This window comes from Avibacterium volantium (genome assembly GCF_049366555.1).
Taxonomy (GTDB): Bacteria; Pseudomonadota; Gammaproteobacteria; order Enterobacterales; family Pasteurellaceae; genus Avibacterium; species Avibacterium volantium_A.
Genome location: NZ_JBMMGT010000004.1, coordinates 84,055 through 106,665 on the forward strand (window position 1 = coordinate 84,055; position 22,611 = coordinate 106,665).

The window sequence follows — 22,611 nt, forward strand, 5'->3', positions numbered from 1 at the left end:
TTTTCTTCTTTCTAATTTAGTTCTCTTGTGCAATTTTTCTATTATGAAAAATCACATAAATATGCGGGAGAATTTGACTGATCATATTCAATTGTTGAATAGGAATGCCCACTTCAGATTGGTTTAGCCTTTCTCCTTGTTGCTCATTGAGCTGTTGTAAGGATTGATGAATATTTTCTTGTAGCTTGTCAAATACAGGTTGAGATAAGGATTCAATATGCTCTAAGGCGTAAATTAATTTCTTCGCAATGGGATAATATTCTGCCATAAAATCAATATTTTGCTGAATTTGCTTAATGTGTTTGCGATACGCGCCGAGGGCGGAAATGTAGCTTAACAAGGAATAATTCAGTTTTAGCATTTCAAAGCCTTCTTGCAAGTGATCTTTATATTTTTCTGGATCACTGTTCATATTTGACATCGTGGCGCTAAGTGCGGTGGCATATTCGTGCGCTTTTCGCCGTGCGATGCGATATTGCAAGCTATCACATTTGCCAAATTGTAACTGGCTGATGATATACAACAAATATTTGCCGTCACTTTGAATGGCTTGATGAATCACTTTATTGAGCTGTAAATATTTCCAATCAGGCCATAAATAAGACACGGCAACCCACGCAATAAATGAGCCAGCTAAGGTATCAATTAAGCGTGAATAAAGGGCCGAGTGAATATCAATCCCGATAATATTAAAGCTAATTAGCACCTGTAAGGTGATGAAAAAAGTGGAAAAGCTGTAATTATTACTGCGGAAAAAGAAGAACAAGGTGCTAGTGGCAACCACCAAGCCCATTTGTAATTCCAAAGTAGACTGTGCATAAGGCAATAATGAACCAATAATCACCCCTAAAATGGTGCCGATAATACGCTGTTTTAAACGTAATTTAGTGGCGGCATAGTTCGGCTGGCAAACAAAAACCGCGGTGAGCAAAATCCAATAACCACGCGAAAGCTGTAAAAATTCTACGATGGTACAGCAGACAAAAACCACAATAGAAAGCCTTACGGCGTGACGGAAAAGCTGCGAATCAAAACTTAAATGACTGCGAATAGTGAGCCAAATGTTTTTAAAACCTTTCACATCGCTATCATCGTGAATTTTGACCCAGCGGTGATGCGTTTCAGAAGATTCAGGTGTTTGCCCTAAATGGCGTAATTGCCAATCAACCCCTTGCAAATTATTAATTAAGGTTTTGATCGCCGTGTTTTGCGTATCATCTTGATGAGTTTGCGCATAATGTTCAAAGGATTGATTTACCCCAGTGATGGCACGTTCTAAGCGCGCGTTGTAACTGTAATGGGTGTTTTGTTGCAGACTTTGCGCAAAATCGCGACAAGCCTGTGCCTGTAATTCTAAAAGGCGTTGGATACGGAAAATTAAATCGGTATTTTTAAGTTGCTGAGTTAAAACTTGATAATCAAAATAACTGGAATTGGCGCGTTCGTGAATATCTTGCGCGGCAAAATAATAGTTGATCATTTGCGTGGTGCGAGTATGGCGATATTGCCCACGGATACGATAAAACAGGGCAGTACGACACGCGTTAAAGGCATTAATCAGTTGGCTATTTTTCATTGCAAGGGTAATTTGCTTGCTTTCTAGTTGATCAATATCATCAGGATCAAAAAACAAGGATTTTGCTTCTAAATACTCCGCCAATGCCAGAAAAGATTTCGCCACCGCATCTTGCACGGGGCGGTTGGGAAAAAACAGATAAACCACAATTGCGGTAATGCTATATAGCAATGTGCCTAATAAAATTAATAGGGAATTGAGATACCACAGGGTTTCTGGTTGATAGGTGAGGGTGGTGTAAAGGGCAACCACCAACGTGCCAAAAGAAATGGTGTTGTAACGTTGTCCCACTGCGCCAATCATCGTAAAAATAAAGGTGATGACCGTCATTAACAGGGTGAACGCAATGCCATTGCCGAGCGTGAGCTGAACGCTAAGGGTGGATACCGAAAAGGCCAGTAGGGTATAAAAAATATTTTTTAACCGCCCAGTTAAGCGGTTATCTAAATCTGCCAAACCGCCTGCGATAATGCCGAGTACCAACGGCATACTTTGCTGCGAAATATCCAATAACCACACGGAAAAAGCCGCAATATTGACAGCAATAAAAACAGGAATGGTGGCGATAACCTTTGCGTTCAGCCAGTTATTCATTCTTTGTGTAATCCTTAAAAGGCAAAAATTTTCATTATTTTAACCGCTCTTTTAAATAATTGGCATAATCTGGCACGCGAATTTCCACCTTTTGATTAAATAATTGACTTTGCACCAGAAAATCCGCACTGGCCATATTCATCGCCACAGGAATATTCCACACTGTAGCAATACGCATCAAGGCTTTGACATCAGGATCGTGCGGCACAGCATTCATTGGATCCCAAAAGAAAATCAGCACATCAATTTTTTGTTCCGCAATTAATGCACCAAGTTGTTGATCGCCGCCCATTGGGCCACTTAACAATGGGGTGATGGGTAAATCGGTTTCCGCTTGGATTAAATTGCCTGTTGTGCCAGTGCCATAAAGGGTATGTGCAGAAAGCAAAGTGCGGTGCTTTTTACACCAATTTATTAAATCTTGTTTACAGTGATCGTGAGCAACCAAGGCAATGTGTTTGCTTTCTGCAAGCTGGCGAGTGGTATTTTGCATTTTTCCTCCAGATAGCAAAAAGTGAGCCTAAAGCCCACTTTTTCTTAATCAATCATTCGCGATTATTTTTGTTTTTTCGCCCAGTTCAAGAAACGTGCTTGGGTTTCTTTGTCGGCTTGTTGGAACCAATATTGTAATTGTTGTTCCACCACATTTTCACCTTGTACGGTAATTTTGCCTTTTTGTGCTTTTGCTGCCGCTGGAATGGCTGCTGGCATTGCTGTAGTAGCAAAAGAAGATACCGAAGCAACCGCCCCTGACGCGTTGTACTCAGAAAGATTGTCAATGAGATTTAAGCCAGGTAAGAAACCTTCTTGTTTTAAAAGATCTTGCTTAAACGGCACATTTTTTCCTGAAACAGTTTTTACACTAACAACAGGGTTTTTATTATAAGCTGCGGTTTCACGCTCATCTTCAAGGTGTGGTGCAGAAATAACTACATCTTCTGCTGTACCTTGGAAAGTAACGATGATCGGATTTGATTCAAATAATGTACGGTCAGAACCGCCTGATCTCACCACTTCACTTACACGCACCACAACTTGGTGAGTTTGTGCATCATTGGCTTTAAAAGAATTGGTTGATTTTAAAAGAGATTTACTTGCTTTTTGTCCGTCAATGGCTAAAAAATCAACATTAGATGAACTGGTTACCATACCGGCAAAACTTGCAGTGCTGGTTAATAAAGCTGCGGTAGCTAATGCAGCAAAACGAAATTTCATATTCGCTCCTTTCATATAAGGGATAATGTTTTATTTTGATTCACTTTAATCATCTAAAGTGTACTTGGCTATGCTATTCTAATTTGGCAAAAATGAAAATAAAAAATTTTATTTTTGCTTAAAATTTGTGAGATTAAATGGCATTGGAATGATTTGGATCAGTGGGAGGGAAAATGAAAGTCAAAAAATTTGCCGTTTATGGGCGTGTACAAGGGGTGGGTTTTCGCTATTTCACTTGGAGAGAAGCCTGCAAAATTGGGCTAACGGGCTGGGTAAAAAATCTTTCGGACGGAAGCGTTTTAGTGATCGCTAAAGGGTCGGAAGAACAATTAACCCAGCTTTATCAATGGTTGCAGCGCGGCTCACCCAGTGCAGTGGTAAAACAAGTGATTATGGAAGACTATCCTGATAATGAGAGCTTCTACGATTTTTCTGTGCGCCGAACTTAATCTATCGTTTAAGGTTAGGCTTTGCTTCGATTTAACGCAATCAGACAGCCGATTAATACAACACTTGCCCCTAAGGCTTGGGCAAGGTTGATCCGTTCTCCTAAGGTGTAATAACCAATGATGGCGGTAGGAATCGGCACAAGCAATTGGAGCAAATTAAAGGTTACAATGCCTTGTTTTTGCACAATATAAAAAGCAAACAACATTCCTGTTGCCATTCCATAAATCCCTACCAAAGCAAGGGCGCTGAGCATTAGTCTTGGGGTGTGTTGAAGTTCGGCAATTTTGCCAGAATATAGGGCAAGCACTAAGAAAATCAGCCCTGCAATTGTGGCGGTGGACGCGCTAATGACAAAAACGGGCAATTTTTGCACCGCACTTTTCACTAGTAAATTTTGTAGGGATTGAATAAAAATGCCCAAAAATAAAAACACGGCGCCAAGAACAAATTGCTGTTCGCCCCCTTGCTGATTGCCATTCAGGACAAAAATAAACGAGCCAATAATGGCAAGTAACGATCCCAAATAAAAAGCACGCTGTTTCACTTTTTGCCGTTCATCAGCGAAAAAAATCGCTGCGATGGCAATCCCTAAAGGCATTGCCAGAATGCCAAAAATACTGCCAGAAAGGGCGGAAGTAAGCCTTAATCCGTTAATAAAGAAATACATATTCCCCGCCATAAAAACGCCCAGTAAAAGCAAGGTGAGCAACAAGCGTGGCTGTTTGAAAATCTCAAATAAAGTGTTTCTAAATTTGAACACACAGATCAGGATAAACAGAATACCACCCGATAAAAAACGCACAGCATTGTTATTGAAAGTGTCAAAATGCAGGCTCATCACGCGTAAAATCGGGAAACCAAGCCCCATCAGTAAAATATACAGTGCATTGGTGCTGAGCGTTGTTTTCATCGGTGGTCTGCCTTATTTGATGGGGCGAAATTTGCGATAGCCTAAAGCCAGTGCAAAACACAGCGCTTGCAACAAAATAATCGTTGGACCAGTGGCGGCATCAAGATGATAACTCAAAATGATGCCCAAAAAACTGCTGCTTGTGGCAGTTGCAATGGCGATTAAGAGCATTTTGTTGAAATTCTTACTTAGCACATAAGCAGTGATTCCCGGGGAAATCAGCATTGCCGTGACTAAGATAATGCCCACCACTTGCATTGTGCTGATAATGGTTAGAGCGAGCAAAAACAGCAAGCTGTAGTGCAATGTTGTTACCGCAAGCCCGATAACGCGAGCGTGATTGGGATCAAAACAGAAAAGCAGAAAATCTTGTTTTTTCAGCAAGATAACTAGCAAAACAAGGGCGGCGATAATCAGTGTTTGGATTAATTCTTGCGGTGTGATGCCTAATAAATTACCGAATAAAATATGCGTTAAGTGCTGCTCTGTTTCCACTTTGCTGAATAATACAAGCCCTAGCGCGAACATTCCGGAAAACATAATCCCCATTACGGTGTCTTCCTTAATTCGGCTGTGGGACTTTAAATAGCCAATCCCAAAGGCGCACAGCAAGCCTGAAACTAGCGCACCGATGGCTAAAGGAATACTCGCCACATAAGCTAACACGATACCCGGCAAAACCGAATGGGAAATGGCATCGCCCATTAGCGACCAGCCTTTTAAAATCAAGAAACAAGAAAGCACGGCACAAATCACCGCAATGATTAACGCTATAAACAAGGCATTTTGCATAAAGGGATAACTGAGCGGCTCAAACCACCAATTCGCGAAATCAACCCAGCTCATTATGTTGCTCCTTATTAGCGGCACGCTTATGGCGTAAAATACCGTATTTTGGGGAAAGGAAAAAGGCGCTCAAGAAAAGTGCGGTCTGAAAACAGACAATTAATCCGCCTGTTGCGCCGTCTAAATAATAGCTGATGTACACACCGAGTACGCTACTGCTTATGCCGAGGCTCACCGCAATCATAACTAAGGTTTTAAAACGATCCGTAAGCAAATATGCCGTTGCCCCTGGTGTGATAACCATTGCGATCACTAAAATTGCGCCAACGGTTTGCAAAGCTGCCACCACACAAGCGCTTAATAAGGTGAAAAATAATATTTTGTAATGAAGCGGCGGCAGTCCCACGGCGGAGGCTTGCATTTCATCAAAAAAGACTAGTAACAGATCTTTCCAAAAAATCAGCAATAGCACAAAACAAATGCTGATAATGATGGCTACTTGCCAAATATCTTCCGTTGAAATGCCTAACAGGTTGCCTAATACAATATCTTGCACATTAATGGCGGTGGGATTAAGGGAAATGATAAATAACCCGAGAGCAAAAAAGGTGGTAAAAATAAAACCGATCACCGCATCTTGGCGTAAATTGGACAGGGATTTCACCCAGAGAATAGAAAGTGCGGCTAAAATTCCCGAAAAAAATGCGCCAATCACATAAGGAAAAGAAAAGGCATAGGCGATGGCAACACCAGGAACAACCGAATGAGAAAGCGCATCGCCAATCAATGACCAGCCTTTCAGCATTAAATAAGCGGATAAAAAAGCACAAATACCACCAACCATTGCACTTAACACAAAGGCGTTAATCATATAATCATATTGGAAAGGTTCTAATAATAAGGCGATCATTGGCTGTTCTCTTTGTCAGTACGACAGGGGCAATCTTCTAGATTACAATCACGTACGATTGGTGCAGGCGGATCGTTTTTCGTTTGTCCGTAAAATACAGCAGGCAGTTCATCATCGGTAAGCACCGTTACGGTGCGCTCGTCTTCATCATCGTGCAAATCACGCCCACTCAGTTTCACGTTACGCAGCACGCCACCGAATACTTGCTCTAAATTTTGCTGAGTAAAGGTGGTGGCGGTGCTACCCTGAGCAAGCACGGTGCGGTTAATCATAATCACTTGATCACAATAATCTGGCACTGCGCCTAAATTATGGGTAGAAACTAAAATTAAATAACCTTCTTCACGCAAGTTGGCAAGCAAGTCCATAATCGCTGCTTCCGTTTGCACATCAACGCCGGTGAAAGGTTCATCAAGCAGAATAATTTTACTTTTTTGTGCCAGCGCACGAGCCAGAAAAACGCGTTTTTTCTGCCCACCAGAAAGCTCGCCAATTTGACGCTGTGCGAGATGCGCGATATTTAAGCGCTCCATTGCCAGCTGAACTTCTTGTTTATCAAGTGCGGTGGGAATTCTGAGAAAATTCATATAACCATAACGCCCCATCATTACCACATCGTAAACGGATACGGGAAATTGCCAATCCACTTCTTCACTTTGTGGCACATAGGCGATTAAATTTTGCTTTAATGCTTTCTTAATCGGCTGATGGCAAAGCAACACTTGCCCTTGTTGCGGTTTTACCAACCCCATTAAACTTTTGAATAAAGTGGATTTTCCACTGCCATTCACCCCCACCAAAGCACAGGTTGTGCCACCTTGTAGCTGAAAAGACACATTATGAATGGCGGTATGTCCGTTGTTATAACGAACTGTTACGTCCTGTACTTCAATGGTGGGCTGATTATTGGGCATTTTCAAATCCTTCAATAATGGTGGAAATGGTGGTGTTGAGCAAATCTAAATAACTGGGAACTGGCCCTTTGGCGTTGGAAAGGGAATCCACATAAAGCACACCACCATAATGAATTTGGCTTTCTTTCGCCACTTGTTGTGCAGGCTTTGGCGAAATGGTGCTTTCACTGAAAATCACCGGAATCTGATGTTGGCGAATTAAATCAATCAGTTTACGCACTTGTTGTGGCGTGCCTTGCTGTTCTGCATTCACCGCCCAAAGATAAACTTCATTAAAACCATAATCTTGCGCTAAATAACTAAATGCCCCTTCAGAAGTGGCAAGCCAGCGTTGTGCTTGGGGAATTTTGTCCAATTTAGGGCGAAGCGTGCTATCTAAAGTGCGGATCTTTTTTGCGTAATTTTCTGCATTTTGACGGTAAGTTTCGGCATTTTGTGGATCATATTTGATCAGCGCATTTTTGATATTTTCTACATAAATTAATGCGTTGCTTGGCGACATCCACGCGTGGGGATTAGGGAGTTTTTTCTCACCATTTTCCGCAATAAAAATAGGTTGAATGCCTTCTGTAACCACGACCGCGGGTTTATCTTTTACATTCTGGAAAAAACGCTCAAACCAACGTTCTAAGTTTAACCCGTTCCATAGCACAAGATCTGCTGTCTGCGCTTTAACAATATCTTTTGGCGTTGGCTCATAGCCGTGAATTTCTGCGCCTGCCTTGGTGATGGATTCCACGCTGGCGGCATCACCAGCAATATTTTGCGCCATATCTTGAATAATGGTAAAGGTGGTAACCACTTTGAATTTAGCATAGCTTGCGGGGCTAAACAACATTGCGGCAGAAAGCGCGATGGTAGCGAACTGTTTCAACATAAATTCTCCTTTTAATGAATCGTTTTCCGCTATTATAAAGCACAAAGCTCATCAAGTAAATGCGAATGATTCTCAAATTATAGGCATTTTGCTGGTTTTGGTAACCCTGCCAGTTTTGTGGCTTGCTTGGCTGGCCCTTCTGGGAATAAGCGTTGTAAATAACGGCTGTTGCCCTTATCTTCACCTAATTTTTGCGCCATTGCTTTCACCAACATTCTGATCGCCGGTGAAGTGTTATATTCCTGATAAAAATCACGCACAAAATGAATCACTTCCCAATGGGCTTCGGTTAAACTTAGCCCTTCCTTTTCTGCAATGGCTAGTGCTACTTCGGGCGTCCATTGTGTTAAATCCAACAAATAACCTTCGTTATCGGTTTCAATAATCGTATCGTTAATATTGAGCATTTTTGTTTCCCTATTCATTTTTTAATTATACAAAAACGCCCCTAAAAAGGGGCGCTGAATTTACCAATTAAAGCAATAATTAATCATTGCGTAAAATACCAAGTAAGTTTAATAAACTCACAAAGATATTATAAATCGACACATAAAGGCTTACGGTTGCGCGAATATAGTTGGTTTCACCGCCGTGAATGATGCTGCTGGTTTGATATAAAATGCCCATACTAGAGAACACGATAAATAATGAGCTTAATGCCACATAGAATGCCGGCATTTTAAAGAAGAAGCTGGCGATCATTCCTACCACAAGCACGATAAACAAGGTAAACATCATACCAGAAAGGAATGACATATCTTTTTTCGTGCTGAGTACATAGAAAGAACAGGCGAAGAACACCGCTGCAGTGCCACCGAGAGCAAGGGCGATTAAATCACCTAAACCTGCGCCAATATACATATTTAATACTGGCCCTAAAGAATAGCCGATAAAACCAGTTAAAGCGAAAGTGGAAAGAATCCCCCACGCACTGTTTTCTAAGGCGCTATTTAAAAATAATAAGCCATAAAAGCCCACCAATAACACACCAAAATGTAATGGGGCAACATTTAATGTCATTGCCACATAAGCAACAACCGCAGAAAAAGTTAAGGTTAACGCCAATAAGAAATAAGTGTTGCGTAACACCTTGTTGGTAGCCAACACCGATTCTTGACGGCTGTCTTCAACGATTAAACGAGATTGCATAAACGCTCCTGTTATTAATATAAAAATCAAGGTTATAAAGTATAGGCTAGTAGGGGAAAAGTCAATGAATGTCGATGGATTTTTATCAGTTTAACATTGGCTTGCATAGGAAAAAAACGTGAGGATTGTTATAATTCAACACAATTTTGACGAAATCAGCAACAAAACAAATAACAATGCAATTAGAAAAAAACTTTTGGCAGCATAAATCGCTGTTAGAAATGAATGAAGCAGAATGGGAAGCCCTGTGCGATGGTTGCGGCAAATGCTGTTATCGTAAATTTATTGAGGGCCGTGGACGGCGCAAAAAGCTGTATTTCACTCGCATTGCCTGCAATTTGCTTGATTTAGACAGCACGAAGTGCGGTAATTATGTGCAACGTTTTCAACTTGAGCCAGATTGCACCAAACTCACCAAAAAGAATTTGCCTGATTTCCATTGGCTGCCAGCCACCTGCGCTTATCGGTTATTATATGAAAATAAACCGCTGTTTGATTGGCATCCGTTAATTTCTGGCGATCCAAATAGCGTAAAGCTCGCGCATATTCCCATTGAAAACGGCATTCACGAAAAAGACGTGATTGATTGGTTTGAGTTTGTGATTGATGATGAGTAAAGATGAATAAAAAAGTGCGGTAAAAAACTACCGCATTTTTTCTATATAATGAATTTAGCGTGGGGGACTTGCTCATTCACTGGATTTTTAGGATCTTCGCCAAAACGATTTATCCCCCGTGTTCCGTCTAAACAAGCAAAGACGAATAGCACAATAAAACCGATTACTGGAATAAAGGCAATTAATAACCACCAGCCAGAGCGATCGGTATCGTGCAATCGTCTTACTCTCACTGCCAAAGAAGGAATTAAGGTTGCAAGTCCATAAACGCCACTAAATCCGAAATCGTTATTAAGTAAAACAAAATCGAGTAAACCTAAAATTACATACAGTAAAAAATCAACCGCCACAAACCACCAAAATTCTTTACGTCTTGCACGCCCATTAAATTGAGCATAGTTTTTTAGTACATACAAATACCAGTTCATTTTTATCCTTTAATTTTCCTTGAAAAATTTAATTATTCTAGAAATTGGCAATATCTCTGTCAATTAGCAAATTTTTGTCTTTAAAAGAAAAAATCTTTATTTGACGGAGATCACGAATTTAAAGGAAACCGTTTGCTTTTAACTCATTGATTTGTAGAATGAAGTTAATTCTCCAGTATTTATGGTTGTTGGAAAAGCATATGGATATTAGCGCAACACTTCAAGCAAAGGCTGAGAAATTAGGCATAGCCATTTCTCATTATGATATTGATGGCAATTTGATTTATGCCAATCCAGAGAGTTTGGCGTATTTTATTGAGCTGCTTTCCTTACAGCGAGAAAATCCAGAGGACATAGAAAATAAAAGTGCGGTGCAATTTGATGATGTTTTTGTGGCGCGGGAGGGAGAAACCATTGTTTATGATATTGCACGGTTAAATCTCGACAGCCATATTCTTCAAGTTACCTTATTTAATGAACAACATCAGCCTGTAACACCACTTTCCTTTTCTAATCATCAACTTTCTTTTCCTGCGCAGCCTTTTGGCTATTATCTTTTACAGCTTTCCAGCCGCGAAAGAAACTACCACGTTCGCCTTTTCGTTAGCCCGAAAACCGCCTATCAATCTGCGATTTTTCAACAGCAAAAAGCGTGGGGCTTGAATGTTCAGCTTTATAGTTTGCGTTCAGCACGAAATTGGGGGATTGGGGATTTTGCTGATTTGGCTTATTTGGTGGAAAAGGGCGTAATGTATGGGGCGGAATTTATCGGCATTAACCCGTTGCACGCAATGTATTCCGCTGTGCCTGAATGGGCAAGCCCTTATAGTTCGGCGTCAAGACGCTATTTGAATTGGCTTTACCTTGCCATTGACGATCTGCCTGAATATAAATTGTGTAAATCCGTGCAAAATTGGCTGAATCAAGAGAATATTCAACAGCAACTTGCAGCCTTACGACAAGCAGAGCAAGTGAATTATACAGAAATTACGCAGCTAAAATTCACCGCACTTGAGAAACTTTATGCTTATTTCCAACGTAGCCGTGCGGCAAAAATGCAGCAACGACAAAAAGCCTTTGCGGATTTTGTTAAACAACAGGGCAAAGGCTTGTTATATCAAGGCTTATTTGAATGCTTGGATTGCCAAAGTTCCCATCAAGCCATTGAGCAAGAAAATCAAATTGGTTGGCTTGGTTGGAAACAATATCAACAACTTAATGATAAACAACGGGATAAATTAATCCGTCAGCATAAAGACCAAGTGATGTTTTATTGCTGGTTACAATGGCTGGCGCAAGAACAGCTTAATCATCTGCAAACCTTATGCCAAGCGAAAGGAATGCGCTTAGGTATTTATGGCGATTTAGCCGTAAGTAGTTCAAGGGGTAGTGCGGATGTATGGGCTGATCCGCAGCTTTATTGCGTTGATGCTTCTGTGGGCGCGCCGCCTGATCCGCTTGGCCCAGTAGGGCAAAATTGGAATATTCCGCCTTACAATCCGACTGAGTTAAAAACTCGCGGTTTTCAGCCTTTTATTGAATTATTGCGAGCCAATATGCAGCATTTTGGTGTGTTGCGTATTGATCACATTATGGGGTTATTCCGCTTATGGTTTATTCCCCCTGAAAAAACCGCCGCAGATGGGCTTTACGTGCATTATCCTTTTGCTGAATTAATGGCAATTTTAGCCATTGAGAGCCAGCGTAATCAATGCCTTGTGGTGGGCGAGGATTTAGGCACTGTGCCAGATGAAGTGCGGTGGAAATTAAACGAATTTCAGATTTTTTCCTATTTTGTGCTGTATTTTGAACAGCGTAATTTGCAATATCCTGATAAGCACGCTTTCCCAATTAACGCTTTTGCTACTGTTGGCACGCACGATGTTCCGTCTTTAAGTAGCTTTTGGCATTGTCGCGATCTGGAACTTTTCGCCCAACTTGGTGTGTTACAAGGGGACGTGTTGAAACAGAAATATGATCAGCGTGTCATTGACAAACAGGCCTTACTCAATAGTCTGCACCGTGATCAATATTTGCCTGATGATTACTGGGGCGATGCCCTCACAATGGCAATGCACCAAAATTTAATGCGGGTGATCCACCTTTATTTGGCAGAAAGCCAAACCAAGCTCATTGGCGTGCAGTTAGAAAATTTATTGGAGCAAGAAATTTCCTTCAATTTACCAGGGACGTCATTGGAATATCCAAATTGGCGAATGAGATTATCTCGTTCCATTGAAGAAATCTTTTCTGACGAAAAAATCACCGCACTTTTAACCGAAATTAACCAAGCGCGTCTGCGATAAGAGGTTTATATGAATAAATTCCTTCCACAAGAAACCATTAATGCGTTTTTCAACGGCACACATTCCGATCCGTTTTCCGTGTTAGGTATGCACGAAACTGAAAAAGGCATTGAAATCCGCGTGTTATTGCCTGATGCGGATAAAGTCGTAATTGTTAATAAAGAAAATCAACAAAAGGTGTGCGAATTAGATTGCCTTGATGAACGTGGCTTTTTCGCCGGTGTAATGCCTGATACGCGCAGTTTTTTTGCTTATCAGCTTGAAGTTTATTGGGGCAATGAGCCACAAATTATTGAAGATCCTTATCGCTTCCACCCAATGATTCAAGAGCTGGATAATTGGCTGTTGGCGGAAGGCTCGCATTTACGCCCTTATGAAATTTTAGGCGCACACTTTATGCAATGCGAAGGCGTATCAGGCGTGAATTTCCGCTTATGGGCGCCGAATGCGAAGCGGGTTTCGGTGGTGGGGGATTTCAACTACTGGGACGGTCGCCGCCACCCGATGCGTTTTCATTCCTCAAGTGGCATTTGGGAGCTGTTTATCCCTAAAGTGGCACTGGGGCAGTTGTATAAATTTGAATTATTGGATTGTAACGATCAGCTCCGTTTGAAAGCCGATCCTTATGCCTTTAGCTCACAGCTTCGTCCTGATACAGCTTCACAAATTAGCCCATTGCCAGATGTGGTGGAAATGACCGAGAAACGCCGCAAAGCGAACCAGTTCGATCAACCGATTTCTATTTATGAAGTGCATTTAGGCTCTTGGCGGCGTAATCTGGAAAATAATTTCTGGCTAGATTATGACCAAATTGCAGACGAGCTTATTCCTTATGTGAAAGAAATGGGCTTTACCCATATTGAATTTCTGCCTTTATCAGAATTTCCATTTGATGGCTCTTGGGGCTATCAGCCTATTGGACTTTATTCACCAACCAGCCGTTTTGGCACACCAGAAGGCTTTAAACGCTTAGTCGATAAAGCCCACGAAGCAGGCATTAATGTGATTTTAGATTGGGTACCAGGGCATTTTCCAAGTGATACCCACGGCTTGGTGGCCTTTGATGGCACGGCGTTGTATGAACACGCCGATCCAAGAGAGGGCTATCATCAGGATTGGAATACCTTAATTTATAACTACGGTCGCCACGAGGTAAAAAACTTCTTATCAGGCAATGCCTTGTATTGGCTTGAGCGCTTTGGTTTAGACGGCTTGCGTGTTGATGCAGTGGCATCAATGATTTACCGTGATTACAGCCGTGCAGACGGCGAATGGATTCCAAATCAATATGGTGGCCGTGAAAATTTAGAAGCTATTGAGTTTTTAAAACATACCAATTATGTACTTGGCACGGAAAATGCGGGCGCAATCACCATTGCGGAAGAATCTACGTCCTTTGCTGGCGTTACCCACCCACCGCAAGATGGCGGTTTAGGTTTCCATTTCAAATGGAATATGGGCTGGATGAACGACACCCTTGCTTATATGAAAAGAGATCCGATTTATCGCCAACATCATCACGATCAAATGACCTTTGGAATGATGTATCAATATAGCGAAAACTTTGTGTTGCCACTTTCTCACGATGAAGTCGTACACGGCAAAGGCTCACTGATCGGCAAAATGCCGGGTGATGCGTGGCAACAATTTGCTAATTTGCGTGCTTATTATGGCTATATGTGGGGCTATCCGGGTAAAAAATTGCTCTTTATGGGCAACGAATTTGCGCAAGGGCGTGAATGGAACTATCAAGAAAGCCTAGATTGGTTCTTGCTTGATGAAAGTATTGGCGGCGGCTGGCATAAAGGCGTATTAAATTTAGTGCGAGATTTAAACCGCACTTATCAAAATCACCCTGAGTTATACCAGTTAGATTTCGATCCAAAAGGCTTTAATTGGCTTGTTGTGGACGATTATCAAAATTCCGTGTTCGTGTTTGAGCGTTGTAGTCGCGATGATGAGCGCATTATTGTAATCAGTAACTTCACGCCAGTGCCACGTTATGATTATCGCTTTGGCGTGAATGAAGCAGGCGTGTATGAAGAAATTCTTAATACGGATTCTTATTTCTACCAAGGTTCTAACGTAGGCAACCAAGGGGAAGTGGTGAGTGAAGAAATTCCAAGCCACGATAAAGATCATTCTATTTCCGTAACCATTCCGCCATTGGCAACCATTTATTTAAAATGGAAAAAGCCTGCAAAAAGTACAAAAGCAGAAAAAGTAAAAAAAGCTGAAAAAACGGATACAGCGGAAAAAGGGCAAAAGCCGAAAACAGCGAAAGCAGCAAAAACTGAAAAAGCGGCAAATGTAACGAAAGCCAATACAGCTAAAAGCAAAAAAGCCACGAATAAAAAAGCATAAGTAAAACGGATAAATGGATAGCACAATGATCAGCACGGCAGTAGGAAAGCCTTATCCCTTAGGAAGTAGCGTTGAAATTTTGCAATATGATTCAGGTAAGAAAAAAGTGGGGTGGAATTTTGCCTTATTTTGTTCCTGTGCAGAAAATGTCAAATTATGCTTATTTTTTGATGGACAAGAATTGCCACTGGAAATGTACCAAAGCGGTGATATTTGGCATTTGTGGGTAGGCGATCTGCCCTATGGCACAGAATACGGCTTTCGGCTTGAGGGCAAAGCGGGGACATTGTGCAACCCACAAAAATTAATGCTCGATCCTTATGCCAAAGCGGTGATCGGTAAGCCAGATTTAAGTAGTGCCGAAAAACGGCAATGGTTTTTGCTTAGTGATCCGCGAGATAACGCGCATCTTGCCCCAAAAGCCGTATTGGAAAGCGAAGCCTTTGATTGGCAAGGTGATAAACCTTTAGCTACGCCTTGGGCAGAAACCATTATTTATGAATTGCACGTTAAAGGTTTCACGCAGCTGAGAGAAGATTTGCCTGAAGCCATTCGTGGCACTTATGCGAGCTTAGCGCACCCCACAATGATTGCCTATTTAAAAGAACTCGGCATAAGTGCGGTGGAAATTTTGCCAATAAATTATCACCTTGATGAACCGCATTTACAGGAAAAAGGCTTAGCCAATTATTGGGGATATAGCCCTTTAGCAATGTTTGCAGTGGAATCGGAATATTGGTCGGGGCAAGCTGGTACAACACCATTAAGCGAATTTAAAGCAATGGTTCGCGCACTTCACCAAGCGGGCATTGAAGTGATTTTAGATGTGGTATTCAACCACAGTATGGAATCAGAAAAACATTTTCCAACCTTTAGCCAGCGTGGAATTGATGATCGGACTTACTATTGGCAAAACCCACAAGGGGAATATCTAAACGCCACAGGCTGCGGCAATACCTTAAATTTAGCCAATGATATCACTCGCCGTTGGGTGTTGGATTGCTTAATTTATTGGGTGGAAGAATGCCATATTGACGGTTTCCGTTTTGATCTCGCCACAGTGTTAGGCAGAGAAACCCCAGCATTTACCCAACAAGCACAGCTGTTTGCTGAAATTGCGCAAGAGCCACGTTTACAGCACTGCAAATTTATTGCAGAACCTTGGGATATTGGCGAGGGAGGCTATCAAGTGGGCAATTTCCCGAGCTATTTTGCTGAATGGAACGATCGTTTCCGTGATGATATGTGCCGTTTTTGGCTGTGGAAAAGCGGTGAATTAGGTGGTTTTGCGCAACGTTTCGCAGGTTCAAGCGATATTTATCAAAATGGCGATCGCAAGCCGCATAATTCGGTGAATTTTATCACGGCGCACGATGGCTTTACCCTGTGCGATCTCACCAGTTATAACGAAAAACATAATCTTGCCAATGGCGAACAAAACCGTGATGGGCGTAACGAAAATTATAGTTATAACCACGGCATAGAGGGCGTGGAAAATATCCCTGATGACGTGAAACAGCAACGCTTTTTAAGCGCTTGTGGTTTGCTAGGCAGTTTATTGTTAGCCAATGGCACGCCAATGCTGCTAGCTGGCGATGAATTTGGGCATAGCCAACAAGGCAACAATAATGCCTATTGCCAAGATAACGAAATCACTTGGTTAAATTGGCAGAAATTTCAACCGCACTTATTTGAAGCGGTAAAACAATTTATTGCATTGCGTAAAACGATCCCAAGCCTACAACGGGATCAATGGTGGACAGATGAAAACGTGCAATGGCGCAATCCACAAGGGGAATTAATGCGAGTGGAAGATTGGCACAATCCCCACAGCAAAGCAATGCAAATTCAATTAGATGAAGATTGGTTACTTTTAATCAATGCAAAAGCAGAATTACAAACGTTCTTGTTGCCCGAAGGGAAATGGGAAGTTGTATATTGTGGTGCGTCAGTACAAATGCAAGGAAATCGATGGGCTGTAAATGATCTCGCATTCGTATGTTGCACGAGAAAAAAGGAAATGACTATTGAGCAATCAATAAATTAATGCGAGGAAAATGCAATGAGCAACAGTATATCAAAATCACCAAATAAATATGATCTTGTGAAAGATACCTTGGTGTTAATTTTAGCAGGGGGACGTGGCTCAAGACTTTATGAGCTAACAGATAAACGCGCAAAACCGGCACTTTATTTTGGCGGCAACAGACGAATTATTGATTTTGCCTTATCCAACTGTATTAACTCAGGGCTAAACCATATTGGTGTGGTTACCCAATATGCAGCACATTCATTATTACGCCATTTGCAAAAAGGCTGGTCGTTCTTGCCACAAGAGCGTGGTGAGTTTATTGATATGTTGCCAGCACGTCAGCAAATTGATGATTCCACTTGGTATCGTGGCACGGCAGATGCGGTGTATCAAAATATGGCGATTATTCGTGATCATTACTGCCCGAAATATATTTTAATCTTAGCAGGCGACCATATTTATAAACAAGATTATAGCCAAATGTTGCTCGATCACGTTTCAAGCAATGCAAAATGTACCGTAGGCTGTATTGAAGTAGAGCGTGAAAAAGCCTGTGAATTTGGGGTAATGGCGGTAGATGAAAATCTTAAAGTCAAAGCTTTCGTGGAAAAACCAAAAGATCCTCCAGCAATGGCAGGCAAACCAAATGTGTCTTTGGCTTCAATGGGGATTTATGTGTTTAACGCCGATTACCTCTACGATATTTTAGAGCGTGAAGTGAACACTCCTTACACCTCCCACGATTTCGGTAAAGATGTGTTGCCAAAATGTTTAGAAGAAGGCACGCTTTATGCCCACCCATTTAGCCGTTCTTGTATGGGACGTAACACCGATGGCGAAATTTACTGGCGTGATGTGGGAACATTGGACAGCTTCTGGCAATCCAACATTGACTTAGTTTCTGAAAATCCACAGTTGGATATTTACGATCAACGCTGGCCGATTCGCGGTAACCCAACGCAAACTTATCCATCAAAATTCTTTTATAGTAAATCGGACATTAAGCCCGTCGATAACTGCTTGATTTCGGGGGGCTGTGTGATCACCGATGCGTCCATTAGCTATTCGGTGCTGTTTGATCGGGTTACCGTGCAAGAGGGTTCATTGGTGGATCACAGTGTGGTGTTGCCACAAGTTACTATTGGCAAAAATTGCATACTCAAACGTTGTATTGTGGATCGCCATTCGGTGATTCCTGACGGAATGCAAATTGGCGTGGATTTAGAACTGGATAGCAAACGTTTTAGAGTGAGTAGCGGCGGTGTCGTGCTAGTTACTGCATCAATGTTAAAGAAGTTAAATGGTGAAACAGTTGCGTTTGAAGCGCATTTAGATTAATACAACGTAAAGAGAAGTGCGGTGAAATTTTGCGAAATTTTCACCGTATTTCTCTGTTTTAAGGAATAAAAAAGAATGAGAGTTTTACACGTTTGTTCAGAACTTTATCCGTTACTCAAAACCGGCGGATTAGCTGATGTGATGGGCGCATTACCTTTTGCGCAACAGCAAATTGGAATGGACACCCGAATTTTACTGCCTGCTTATCCTGCCATTGCTGCAGGCATTCCTAACACCGTTGTGGTGGCGGAATTTGATAATTTTGCTGGGCATATTGTGCTACGTTATGGCGAATATAACGGACTAGGCGTTTATTTAATTGACGCGCCGCATTTGTATGCCAGAGAGGGTAATCCTTACCACGATCAATGGTATAACGATTATGCTGATAACTATAAACGCTTTGCTTTGCTCGGTTGGGTTGGGGCAGAGCTTGCGGTGGGCTTAGATGCGTGGTGGCAAGCGGAAGTGGTTCACGCGCACGATTGGCACGCTGGATTAACCAGTGCCTACTTGGCGGCGAAAGGTCGCCCCGCAAAATCGGTGTTTACCATTCACAATCTCGCCTATCAAGGGGTATTTTCTTATCATCATTTATTTGAGTTAGGGCTACCTTGGGAAATGTTCAATATTAATGGCTTAGAGCTACACGGGCAAATTTCCTATTTAAAATCAGGGCTTTATTATTCCGATGTGGTTACCGCTGTTAGCCCAACCTATGCTAAAGAAATCACTACGCCAGAATTTGGCTACGGCTTGCAAGGGTTGCTACAAACCTTAGCACATCAAGGGCGATTAATCGGCATTCTGAATGGGGTTGATGAGCAAATTTGGAACCCGAATGTGGATCAGTACATTGAAGATCATTACAAATTAAAAGCAATGACAGGCAAACGCAAAAATAAAGAAAAATTGCAGGCCTATTTCAATCTTCCACAACAATCCGATACCTTGTTATTTGTGATGGTAACCCGTTTAACGGAACAAAAAGGCGTAGATTTACTTATTCAAAGTGCCGAAACCATTGTGCAACAAGGCGGTCAGCTTGCTTTACTTGGCTCAGGCGCACCGCATTTAGAAGAAGGATTACGCCACCTTGCAGAACGTTATCCTGAAAATATCGCAGTAAAAATTGGTTACGATGAAGCCTTATCACACCTAATTATTGCGGGTGGTGATGTGATTTTAGTACCAAGCCGTTTTGAGCCTTGTGGCTTAACCCAGCTTTATGGCTTGAAATACGGCACATTGCCATTAGTGCGCGCCACAGGCGGCTTGGCGGATACAGTGGTGGATAGCTATTCTGAAAACATCAAAGCGCGCAAAGCCACAGGATTTGTGTTTAATGATGCCGATGCGCAAGGGTTAAGTTGGGCGATTAACAACGCCTTTGCACTTTGGCAAAAACAACGCCTATGGCAAAGCGTGCGTGTGGTTGCAATGGAGCAAGATTTCAGCTGGCAAATTGCGGCCAGACATTATCAAGATTTATATCAACGTATTTTATAGCGTCATTATATTTTGCCTAAAATCTAAGTGCGGTGGAAAAATCTGCGATTTTAGGCTAATTTTTGTTGTGTTTTTATGCGAAAAGGATAAAAATACGCCGATTTTAAATTGAAATAGATTAGGAGAGCCATCTATGACAATGGATAATACCGATTTTCCATTTTCTTATAACCAACCTGAACAAACCACAGAATCGCTGAAAAAAGCGATTGTGTATAAATTGATTTTCTTAATTGGACGTTCCCCACAAGAAGCAAGCCAACGTGATTGGCTAAACGCCACCCTTTATGCGGTGCGTGATCTTGTTACAGAGGGCTGGATTTCTACTGCCCGTCAATCCCGTGATGAAAAAACACGCCGTGTTTATTATTTATCAATGGAATATTTAATGGGACGCACCCTCTCTAATGCGTTGATTGCAGAGGGCGTTTATACCCTTGCTAAAGACGCGTTAGCAGAGCTTGATGTGGATTTAGAAGAAATCATCGAAAAAGAAGTTGATCCGGGCTTAGGTAACGGTGGTTTAGGGCGTTTAGCAGCGTGCTTTATGGATTCTATCGCCACCCTTGCAATCCCTGGTATGGGTTATGGTATTCGTTATGAATATGGAATGTTCCAACAGTCTATTGAAGACGGCAAACAGGTAGAAAAACCTGATGCGTGGTTAGAAAAAGGCGCACCTTGGGAATTTATTCGTCCGTCTAAACGTTTTAATATTCAATTTGGCGGACATATCTACTTTGAAGACAAAAAATGTGTTTGGGAAAGCAAAGAAGAAATTATTGCCTTAGCCTACGACCAAATGATCCCGGGCTATGCCAATGACAGTGCGGCGACTTTACGTTTATGGAGCGCCCACGCAGGGGATTCTTTCAATTTGGCAGAATTTAACCGTGGTGATTATTTCCGTGCGATTGAAGATCGTGCTGCCAGTGAAAATGTTTCTCGCGTGTTATACCCTGATGATTCCACTTGGGCAGGACGCGAATTGCGTTTACGCCAAGAGTATTTCTTAGTTTCCGCTTCATTACAAGATATTATCAAACGCCACAAACGCACTCACGGCAGCGTGAAAAATCTTGCCGATAAAGTGGCAATCCACTTAAATGATACCCACCCAGCCTTAGCCATTCCTGAATTAATGTATATTCTAGTGGATAAAGAAGGCTATGATTGGAAAACTGCGTGGGATATGTGCCGCCGTATTTTCTCTTACACTTGCCACACATTAATGTCGGAAGCATTAGAAACTTGGCCAGTGGAAATGATGGCGAAAATCTTACCGCGTCATTTACAAATTATCTTTGAAATCAATGATTATTTCTTAGAATATGTCCGCACTTATGTAACCACAGACGATGATTTCATTCGCCGCGTGTCTTTAATTGAAGAAGGCGATGTACGCAAAGTGCGTATGGGCTGGTTATCCGTTGTGGGATCGCACAAAGTCAATGGGGTAGCGGCAATCCATTCAGATTTGATGGTTACTTCAACCTTTGCGGATTTTGCTCATATTTACCCAGAACGCTTCACTAACGTTACCAATGGTATTACACCACGCCGTTGGATTGCAGTGGCAAACCCAGATTTATCCGCATTATTTGATCGCTATATTGGCACGGAATGGCGCCGTGATCTGAGCTTATTAAATGAGTTCAAAGCACATATTGAGGATCCAGACGTGCAAAAAGCCATTCCTGCGATCAAGCGTGCCAACAAAGTTCGCTTAGCGGATTATGTGAAAAAAGAATTGGGCATTGAACTCAATCCAGATGCTTTATTTGACGTACAGGTAAAACGTATTCACGAATACAAACGTCAAATTCTCAATGTATTACACATCATCGCACGCTATAACGAAATGCTCGAACACCCTGAAAAAGATTGGACGCCACGCGTGTTTATTCTGGCAGGGAAAGCGGCTTCAGCCTATTATGCGGCGAAACAAACCATTAATTTAATCAATGATGTGGCGAAAATCATCAATAACGATGAACGCTTGCAAGGTCGCCTGAAAGTGGTGTTTATTCCAAACTACAGCGTCAGCCTTGCTCAGATCATCATTCCTGCTGCGGATATTTCCGAGCAAATTTCTCTCGCAGGAACGGAAGCATCAGGCACAAGTAATATGAAGTTCGCTCTTAATGGCGCATTAACCCTTGGCACATTAGACGGGGCAAACGTAGAAATCTTGGAAAACGTGGGCGAAGATAACATTTTCATTTTTGGTCATACCGTTGAGGAAGTGGAGGCGTTACGTCGTAACGGATACCGCCCTTACGATATTTACCAAAGTAATGAACAATTACGCCGTGTGATTGACCAAATCACGTCAGGATTATTCTCGCCGAATGATCCGCACCGTTATCAAGATTTGCTTAATGGCTTGTGCTATCACGATTATTATCAATCCTTTGCCGACTTCCAAAGCTATGTGGAAGCCCAAAAACGGGTTGATGAAAAATACCGTGATCAAAAGGCTTGGACAAACAGTGCGTTACAAAATATCGTCAATATGAGCTTCTTCTCCTCAGACCGAACGATTAAAGAATACGCAGAAAAAATCTGGAAAATCCAACCGCTCAAATTAAACTAAGTTTTTGAACAAACACCTTAACAAAAGTGGGCAAATCGCA

The 22,611-nt window shown here is 41.9% G+C and carries 19 protein-coding genes; 8 read left to right on the forward strand and 11 right to left on the reverse strand.

The genetic code is table 11. The features are described 5' to 3' along the window. Positions 1 to 16: 16 nt before the first annotated feature. The 3 genes from yccS to ACLS0A_RS01965 all read right to left on the reverse strand — a co-directional run bounded on the left by yccS (position 17) and on the right by ACLS0A_RS01965 (position 3,385). Positions 17 to 2,170, reverse strand: a complete 2,154-nt coding sequence (yccS, locus tag ACLS0A_RS01955) for a YccS family putative transporter (RefSeq protein ID WP_416082194.1) — start codon at positions 2,168 to 2,170, stop codon at positions 17 to 19. 34 nt (positions 2,171 to 2,204) lie between these two features. Further along, complete coding sequence (gene mgsA, locus ACLS0A_RS01960; protein ID WP_115249610.1) at positions 2,205 to 2,663, reverse strand: methylglyoxal synthase; 459 nt, start codon at positions 2,661 to 2,663, stop codon at positions 2,205 to 2,207. 62 nt (positions 2,664 to 2,725) lie between these two features. Further along, positions 2,726 to 3,385 (reverse strand): curli polymerization inhibitor CsgI-related protein, encoded by a 660-nt coding sequence (locus tag ACLS0A_RS01965; RefSeq protein WP_416082195.1) that lies wholly within the window; start codon positions 3,383 to 3,385, stop codon positions 2,726 to 2,728. Positions 3,386 to 3,558: 173 nt separating this feature from the next. Here ACLS0A_RS01965 and ACLS0A_RS01970 point away from each other — a divergent pair, with 173 nt between their 5' ends. Then, the gene (locus ACLS0A_RS01970; protein WP_416082196.1) at positions 3,559 to 3,834 is read left to right on the forward strand and encodes an acylphosphatase; all 276 of its coding nucleotides are present in this window, start codon (positions 3,559 to 3,561) and stop codon (positions 3,832 to 3,834) included. Positions 3,835 to 3,848: 14 nt separating this feature from the next. Here ACLS0A_RS01970 and ACLS0A_RS01975 read toward each other — a convergent pair whose 3' ends face one another. The 7 genes from ACLS0A_RS01975 to ACLS0A_RS02005 all read right to left on the reverse strand — a co-directional run bounded on the left by ACLS0A_RS01975 (position 3,849) and on the right by ACLS0A_RS02005 (position 9,381). Continuing rightward, entirely contained in the window at positions 3,849 to 4,745 is an 897-nt protein-coding gene (locus ACLS0A_RS01975; protein WP_416082197.1) for a DMT family transporter, read from the reverse strand. A 12-nt stretch (positions 4,746 to 4,757) separates the two neighbouring features. Next, on the reverse strand, positions 4,758 to 5,591 hold the full coding sequence (locus tag ACLS0A_RS01980) for a metal ABC transporter permease (protein ID WP_416082198.1): 834 nt from the start codon (positions 5,589 to 5,591) through the stop codon (positions 4,758 to 4,760). Continuing rightward, positions 5,578 to 6,441 (reverse strand): metal ABC transporter permease, encoded by an 864-nt coding sequence (locus ACLS0A_RS01985; RefSeq protein ID WP_416082199.1) that lies wholly within the window; start codon positions 6,439 to 6,441, stop codon positions 5,578 to 5,580. Before ACLS0A_RS01985 ends, ACLS0A_RS01980 begins: the two co-directional genes overlap by 14 nt. Then, on the reverse strand, positions 6,438 to 7,355 hold the full coding sequence (locus ACLS0A_RS01990; protein WP_416082200.1) for an ATP-binding cassette domain-containing protein: 918 nt from the start codon (positions 7,353 to 7,355) through the stop codon (positions 6,438 to 6,440). Before ACLS0A_RS01990 ends, ACLS0A_RS01985 begins: the two co-directional genes overlap by 4 nt. Then, a complete protein-coding gene (locus ACLS0A_RS01995) occupies positions 7,345 to 8,232 on the reverse strand; it encodes a metal ABC transporter substrate-binding protein (RefSeq protein ID WP_416082201.1) in 888 nt (295 codons plus the stop codon). The genes ACLS0A_RS01990 and ACLS0A_RS01995 overlap by 11 nt, the downstream gene beginning before the upstream one ends. A 77-nt stretch (positions 8,233 to 8,309) precedes the next feature. Continuing rightward, the gene (locus ACLS0A_RS02000; protein ID WP_103852870.1) at positions 8,310 to 8,639 is read right to left on the reverse strand and encodes a TusE/DsrC/DsvC family sulfur relay protein; all 330 of its coding nucleotides are present in this window, start codon (positions 8,637 to 8,639) and stop codon (positions 8,310 to 8,312) included. A 79-nt stretch (positions 8,640 to 8,718) separates the two neighbouring features. After that, a complete protein-coding gene (locus ACLS0A_RS02005) occupies positions 8,719 to 9,381 on the reverse strand; it encodes a Bax inhibitor-1/YccA family protein (RefSeq protein WP_103852869.1) in 663 nt (220 codons plus the stop codon). 176 nt (positions 9,382 to 9,557) lie between these two features. Here ACLS0A_RS02005 and ACLS0A_RS02010 point away from each other — a divergent pair, with 176 nt between their 5' ends. Then, positions 9,558 to 9,998: a YcgN family cysteine cluster protein gene (locus ACLS0A_RS02010; RefSeq protein WP_416082202.1), complete on the forward strand. Its 441-nt coding sequence runs from the start codon at positions 9,558 to 9,560 to the stop codon at positions 9,996 to 9,998. Positions 9,999 to 10,039: 41 nt separating this feature from the next. Here the strand turns inward: ACLS0A_RS02010 and ACLS0A_RS02015 are convergent, their stop codons facing one another. Continuing rightward, positions 10,040 to 10,426, reverse strand: coding sequence for a DUF805 domain-containing protein (locus ACLS0A_RS02015; protein WP_416082203.1), 387 nt, complete (start codon positions 10,424 to 10,426; stop codon positions 10,040 to 10,042). A gap of 200 nt (positions 10,427 to 10,626) precedes the next feature. Between ACLS0A_RS02015 and malQ the strand changes: the two genes are divergently transcribed. The 6 genes from malQ (at position 10,627) to ACLS0A_RS02045 (ending at position 22,571) form a co-directional block, all read left to right on the forward strand. Beyond that, positions 10,627 to 12,732 (forward strand): 4-alpha-glucanotransferase, encoded by a 2,106-nt coding sequence (gene malQ, locus ACLS0A_RS02020; RefSeq protein ID WP_416082210.1) that lies wholly within the window; start codon positions 10,627 to 10,629, stop codon positions 12,730 to 12,732. A 9-nt stretch (positions 12,733 to 12,741) separates the two neighbouring features. Next, positions 12,742 to 15,096 (forward strand): 1,4-alpha-glucan branching protein GlgB, encoded by a 2,355-nt coding sequence (gene glgB, locus ACLS0A_RS02025; protein WP_416082204.1) that lies wholly within the window; start codon positions 12,742 to 12,744, stop codon positions 15,094 to 15,096. 25 nt (positions 15,097 to 15,121) lie between these two features. Further along, positions 15,122 to 17,143: a glycogen debranching protein GlgX gene (gene glgX / locus ACLS0A_RS02030; protein WP_416082211.1), complete on the forward strand. Its 2,022-nt coding sequence runs from the start codon at positions 15,122 to 15,124 to the stop codon at positions 17,141 to 17,143. Positions 17,144 to 17,158: 15 nt separating this feature from the next. Then, positions 17,159 to 18,466 carry a glucose-1-phosphate adenylyltransferase gene (gene glgC, locus ACLS0A_RS02035; RefSeq protein ID WP_416082205.1) on the forward strand — a complete coding sequence of 436 codons (1,308 nt, stop codon included), beginning with the start codon at positions 17,159 to 17,161 and terminating at the stop codon, positions 18,464 to 18,466. A 75-nt stretch (positions 18,467 to 18,541) separates the two neighbouring features. Next, a complete protein-coding gene (gene glgA, locus ACLS0A_RS02040) occupies positions 18,542 to 19,975 on the forward strand; it encodes a glycogen synthase GlgA (protein ID WP_416082206.1) in 1,434 nt (477 codons plus the stop codon). A 133-nt stretch (positions 19,976 to 20,108) separates the two neighbouring features. Continuing rightward, positions 20,109 to 22,571, forward strand: a complete 2,463-nt coding sequence (locus ACLS0A_RS02045) for a glycogen/starch/alpha-glucan phosphorylase (RefSeq protein WP_416082207.1) — start codon at positions 20,109 to 20,111, stop codon at positions 22,569 to 22,571. The last annotated feature ends 40 nt before the right edge of the window (positions 22,572 to 22,611 follow it).

Bases quoted from the DNA above. Each gene is read 5' to 3' on its own strand.
- yccS (WP_416082194.1), bottom strand. From the start codon at position 2,170: ATGAATAACTGGCTGAACGCAAAGGTTATCGCCACCATTCCTGTTTTT.
- mgsA (WP_115249610.1), bottom strand. From the start codon at position 2,663: ATGCAAAATACCACTCGCCAGCTTGCAGAAAGCAAACACATTGCCTTG.
- ACLS0A_RS01965 (WP_416082195.1), bottom strand. From the start codon at position 3,385: ATGAAATTTCGTTTTGCTGCATTAGCTACCGCAGCTTTATTAACCAGC.
- ACLS0A_RS01970 (WP_416082196.1), top strand. From the start codon at position 3,559: ATGAAAGTCAAAAAATTTGCCGTTTATGGGCGTGTACAAGGGGTGGGT.
- ACLS0A_RS01975 (WP_416082197.1), bottom strand. From the start codon at position 4,745: ATGAAAACAACGCTCAGCACCAATGCACTGTATATTTTACTGATGGGG.
- ACLS0A_RS01980 (WP_416082198.1), bottom strand. From the start codon at position 5,591: ATGAGCTGGGTTGATTTCGCGAATTGGTGGTTTGAGCCGCTCAGTTAT.
- ACLS0A_RS01985 (WP_416082199.1), bottom strand. From the start codon at position 6,441: ATGATCGCCTTATTATTAGAACCTTTCCAATATGATTATATGATTAAC.
- ACLS0A_RS01990 (WP_416082200.1), bottom strand. From the start codon at position 7,355: ATGCCCAATAATCAGCCCACCATTGAAGTACAGGACGTAACAGTTCGT.
- ACLS0A_RS01995 (WP_416082201.1), bottom strand. From the start codon at position 8,232: ATGTTGAAACAGTTCGCTACCATCGCGCTTTCTGCCGCAATGTTGTTT.
- ACLS0A_RS02000 (WP_103852870.1), bottom strand. From the start codon at position 8,639: ATGCTCAATATTAACGATACGATTATTGAAACCGATAACGAAGGTTAT.
- ACLS0A_RS02005 (WP_103852869.1), bottom strand. From the start codon at position 9,381: ATGCAATCTCGTTTAATCGTTGAAGACAGCCGTCAAGAATCGGTGTTG.
- ACLS0A_RS02010 (WP_416082202.1), top strand. From the start codon at position 9,558: ATGCAATTAGAAAAAAACTTTTGGCAGCATAAATCGCTGTTAGAAATG.
- ACLS0A_RS02015 (WP_416082203.1), bottom strand. From the start codon at position 10,426: ATGAACTGGTATTTGTATGTACTAAAAAACTATGCTCAATTTAATGGG.
- malQ (WP_416082210.1), top strand. From the start codon at position 10,627: ATGGATATTAGCGCAACACTTCAAGCAAAGGCTGAGAAATTAGGCATA.
- glgB (WP_416082204.1), top strand. From the start codon at position 12,742: ATGAATAAATTCCTTCCACAAGAAACCATTAATGCGTTTTTCAACGGC.
- glgX (WP_416082211.1), top strand. From the start codon at position 15,122: ATGATCAGCACGGCAGTAGGAAAGCCTTATCCCTTAGGAAGTAGCGTT.
- glgC (WP_416082205.1), top strand. From the start codon at position 17,159: ATGAGCAACAGTATATCAAAATCACCAAATAAATATGATCTTGTGAAA.
- glgA (WP_416082206.1), top strand. From the start codon at position 18,542: ATGAGAGTTTTACACGTTTGTTCAGAACTTTATCCGTTACTCAAAACC.
- ACLS0A_RS02045 (WP_416082207.1), top strand. From the start codon at position 20,109: ATGACAATGGATAATACCGATTTTCCATTTTCTTATAACCAACCTGAA.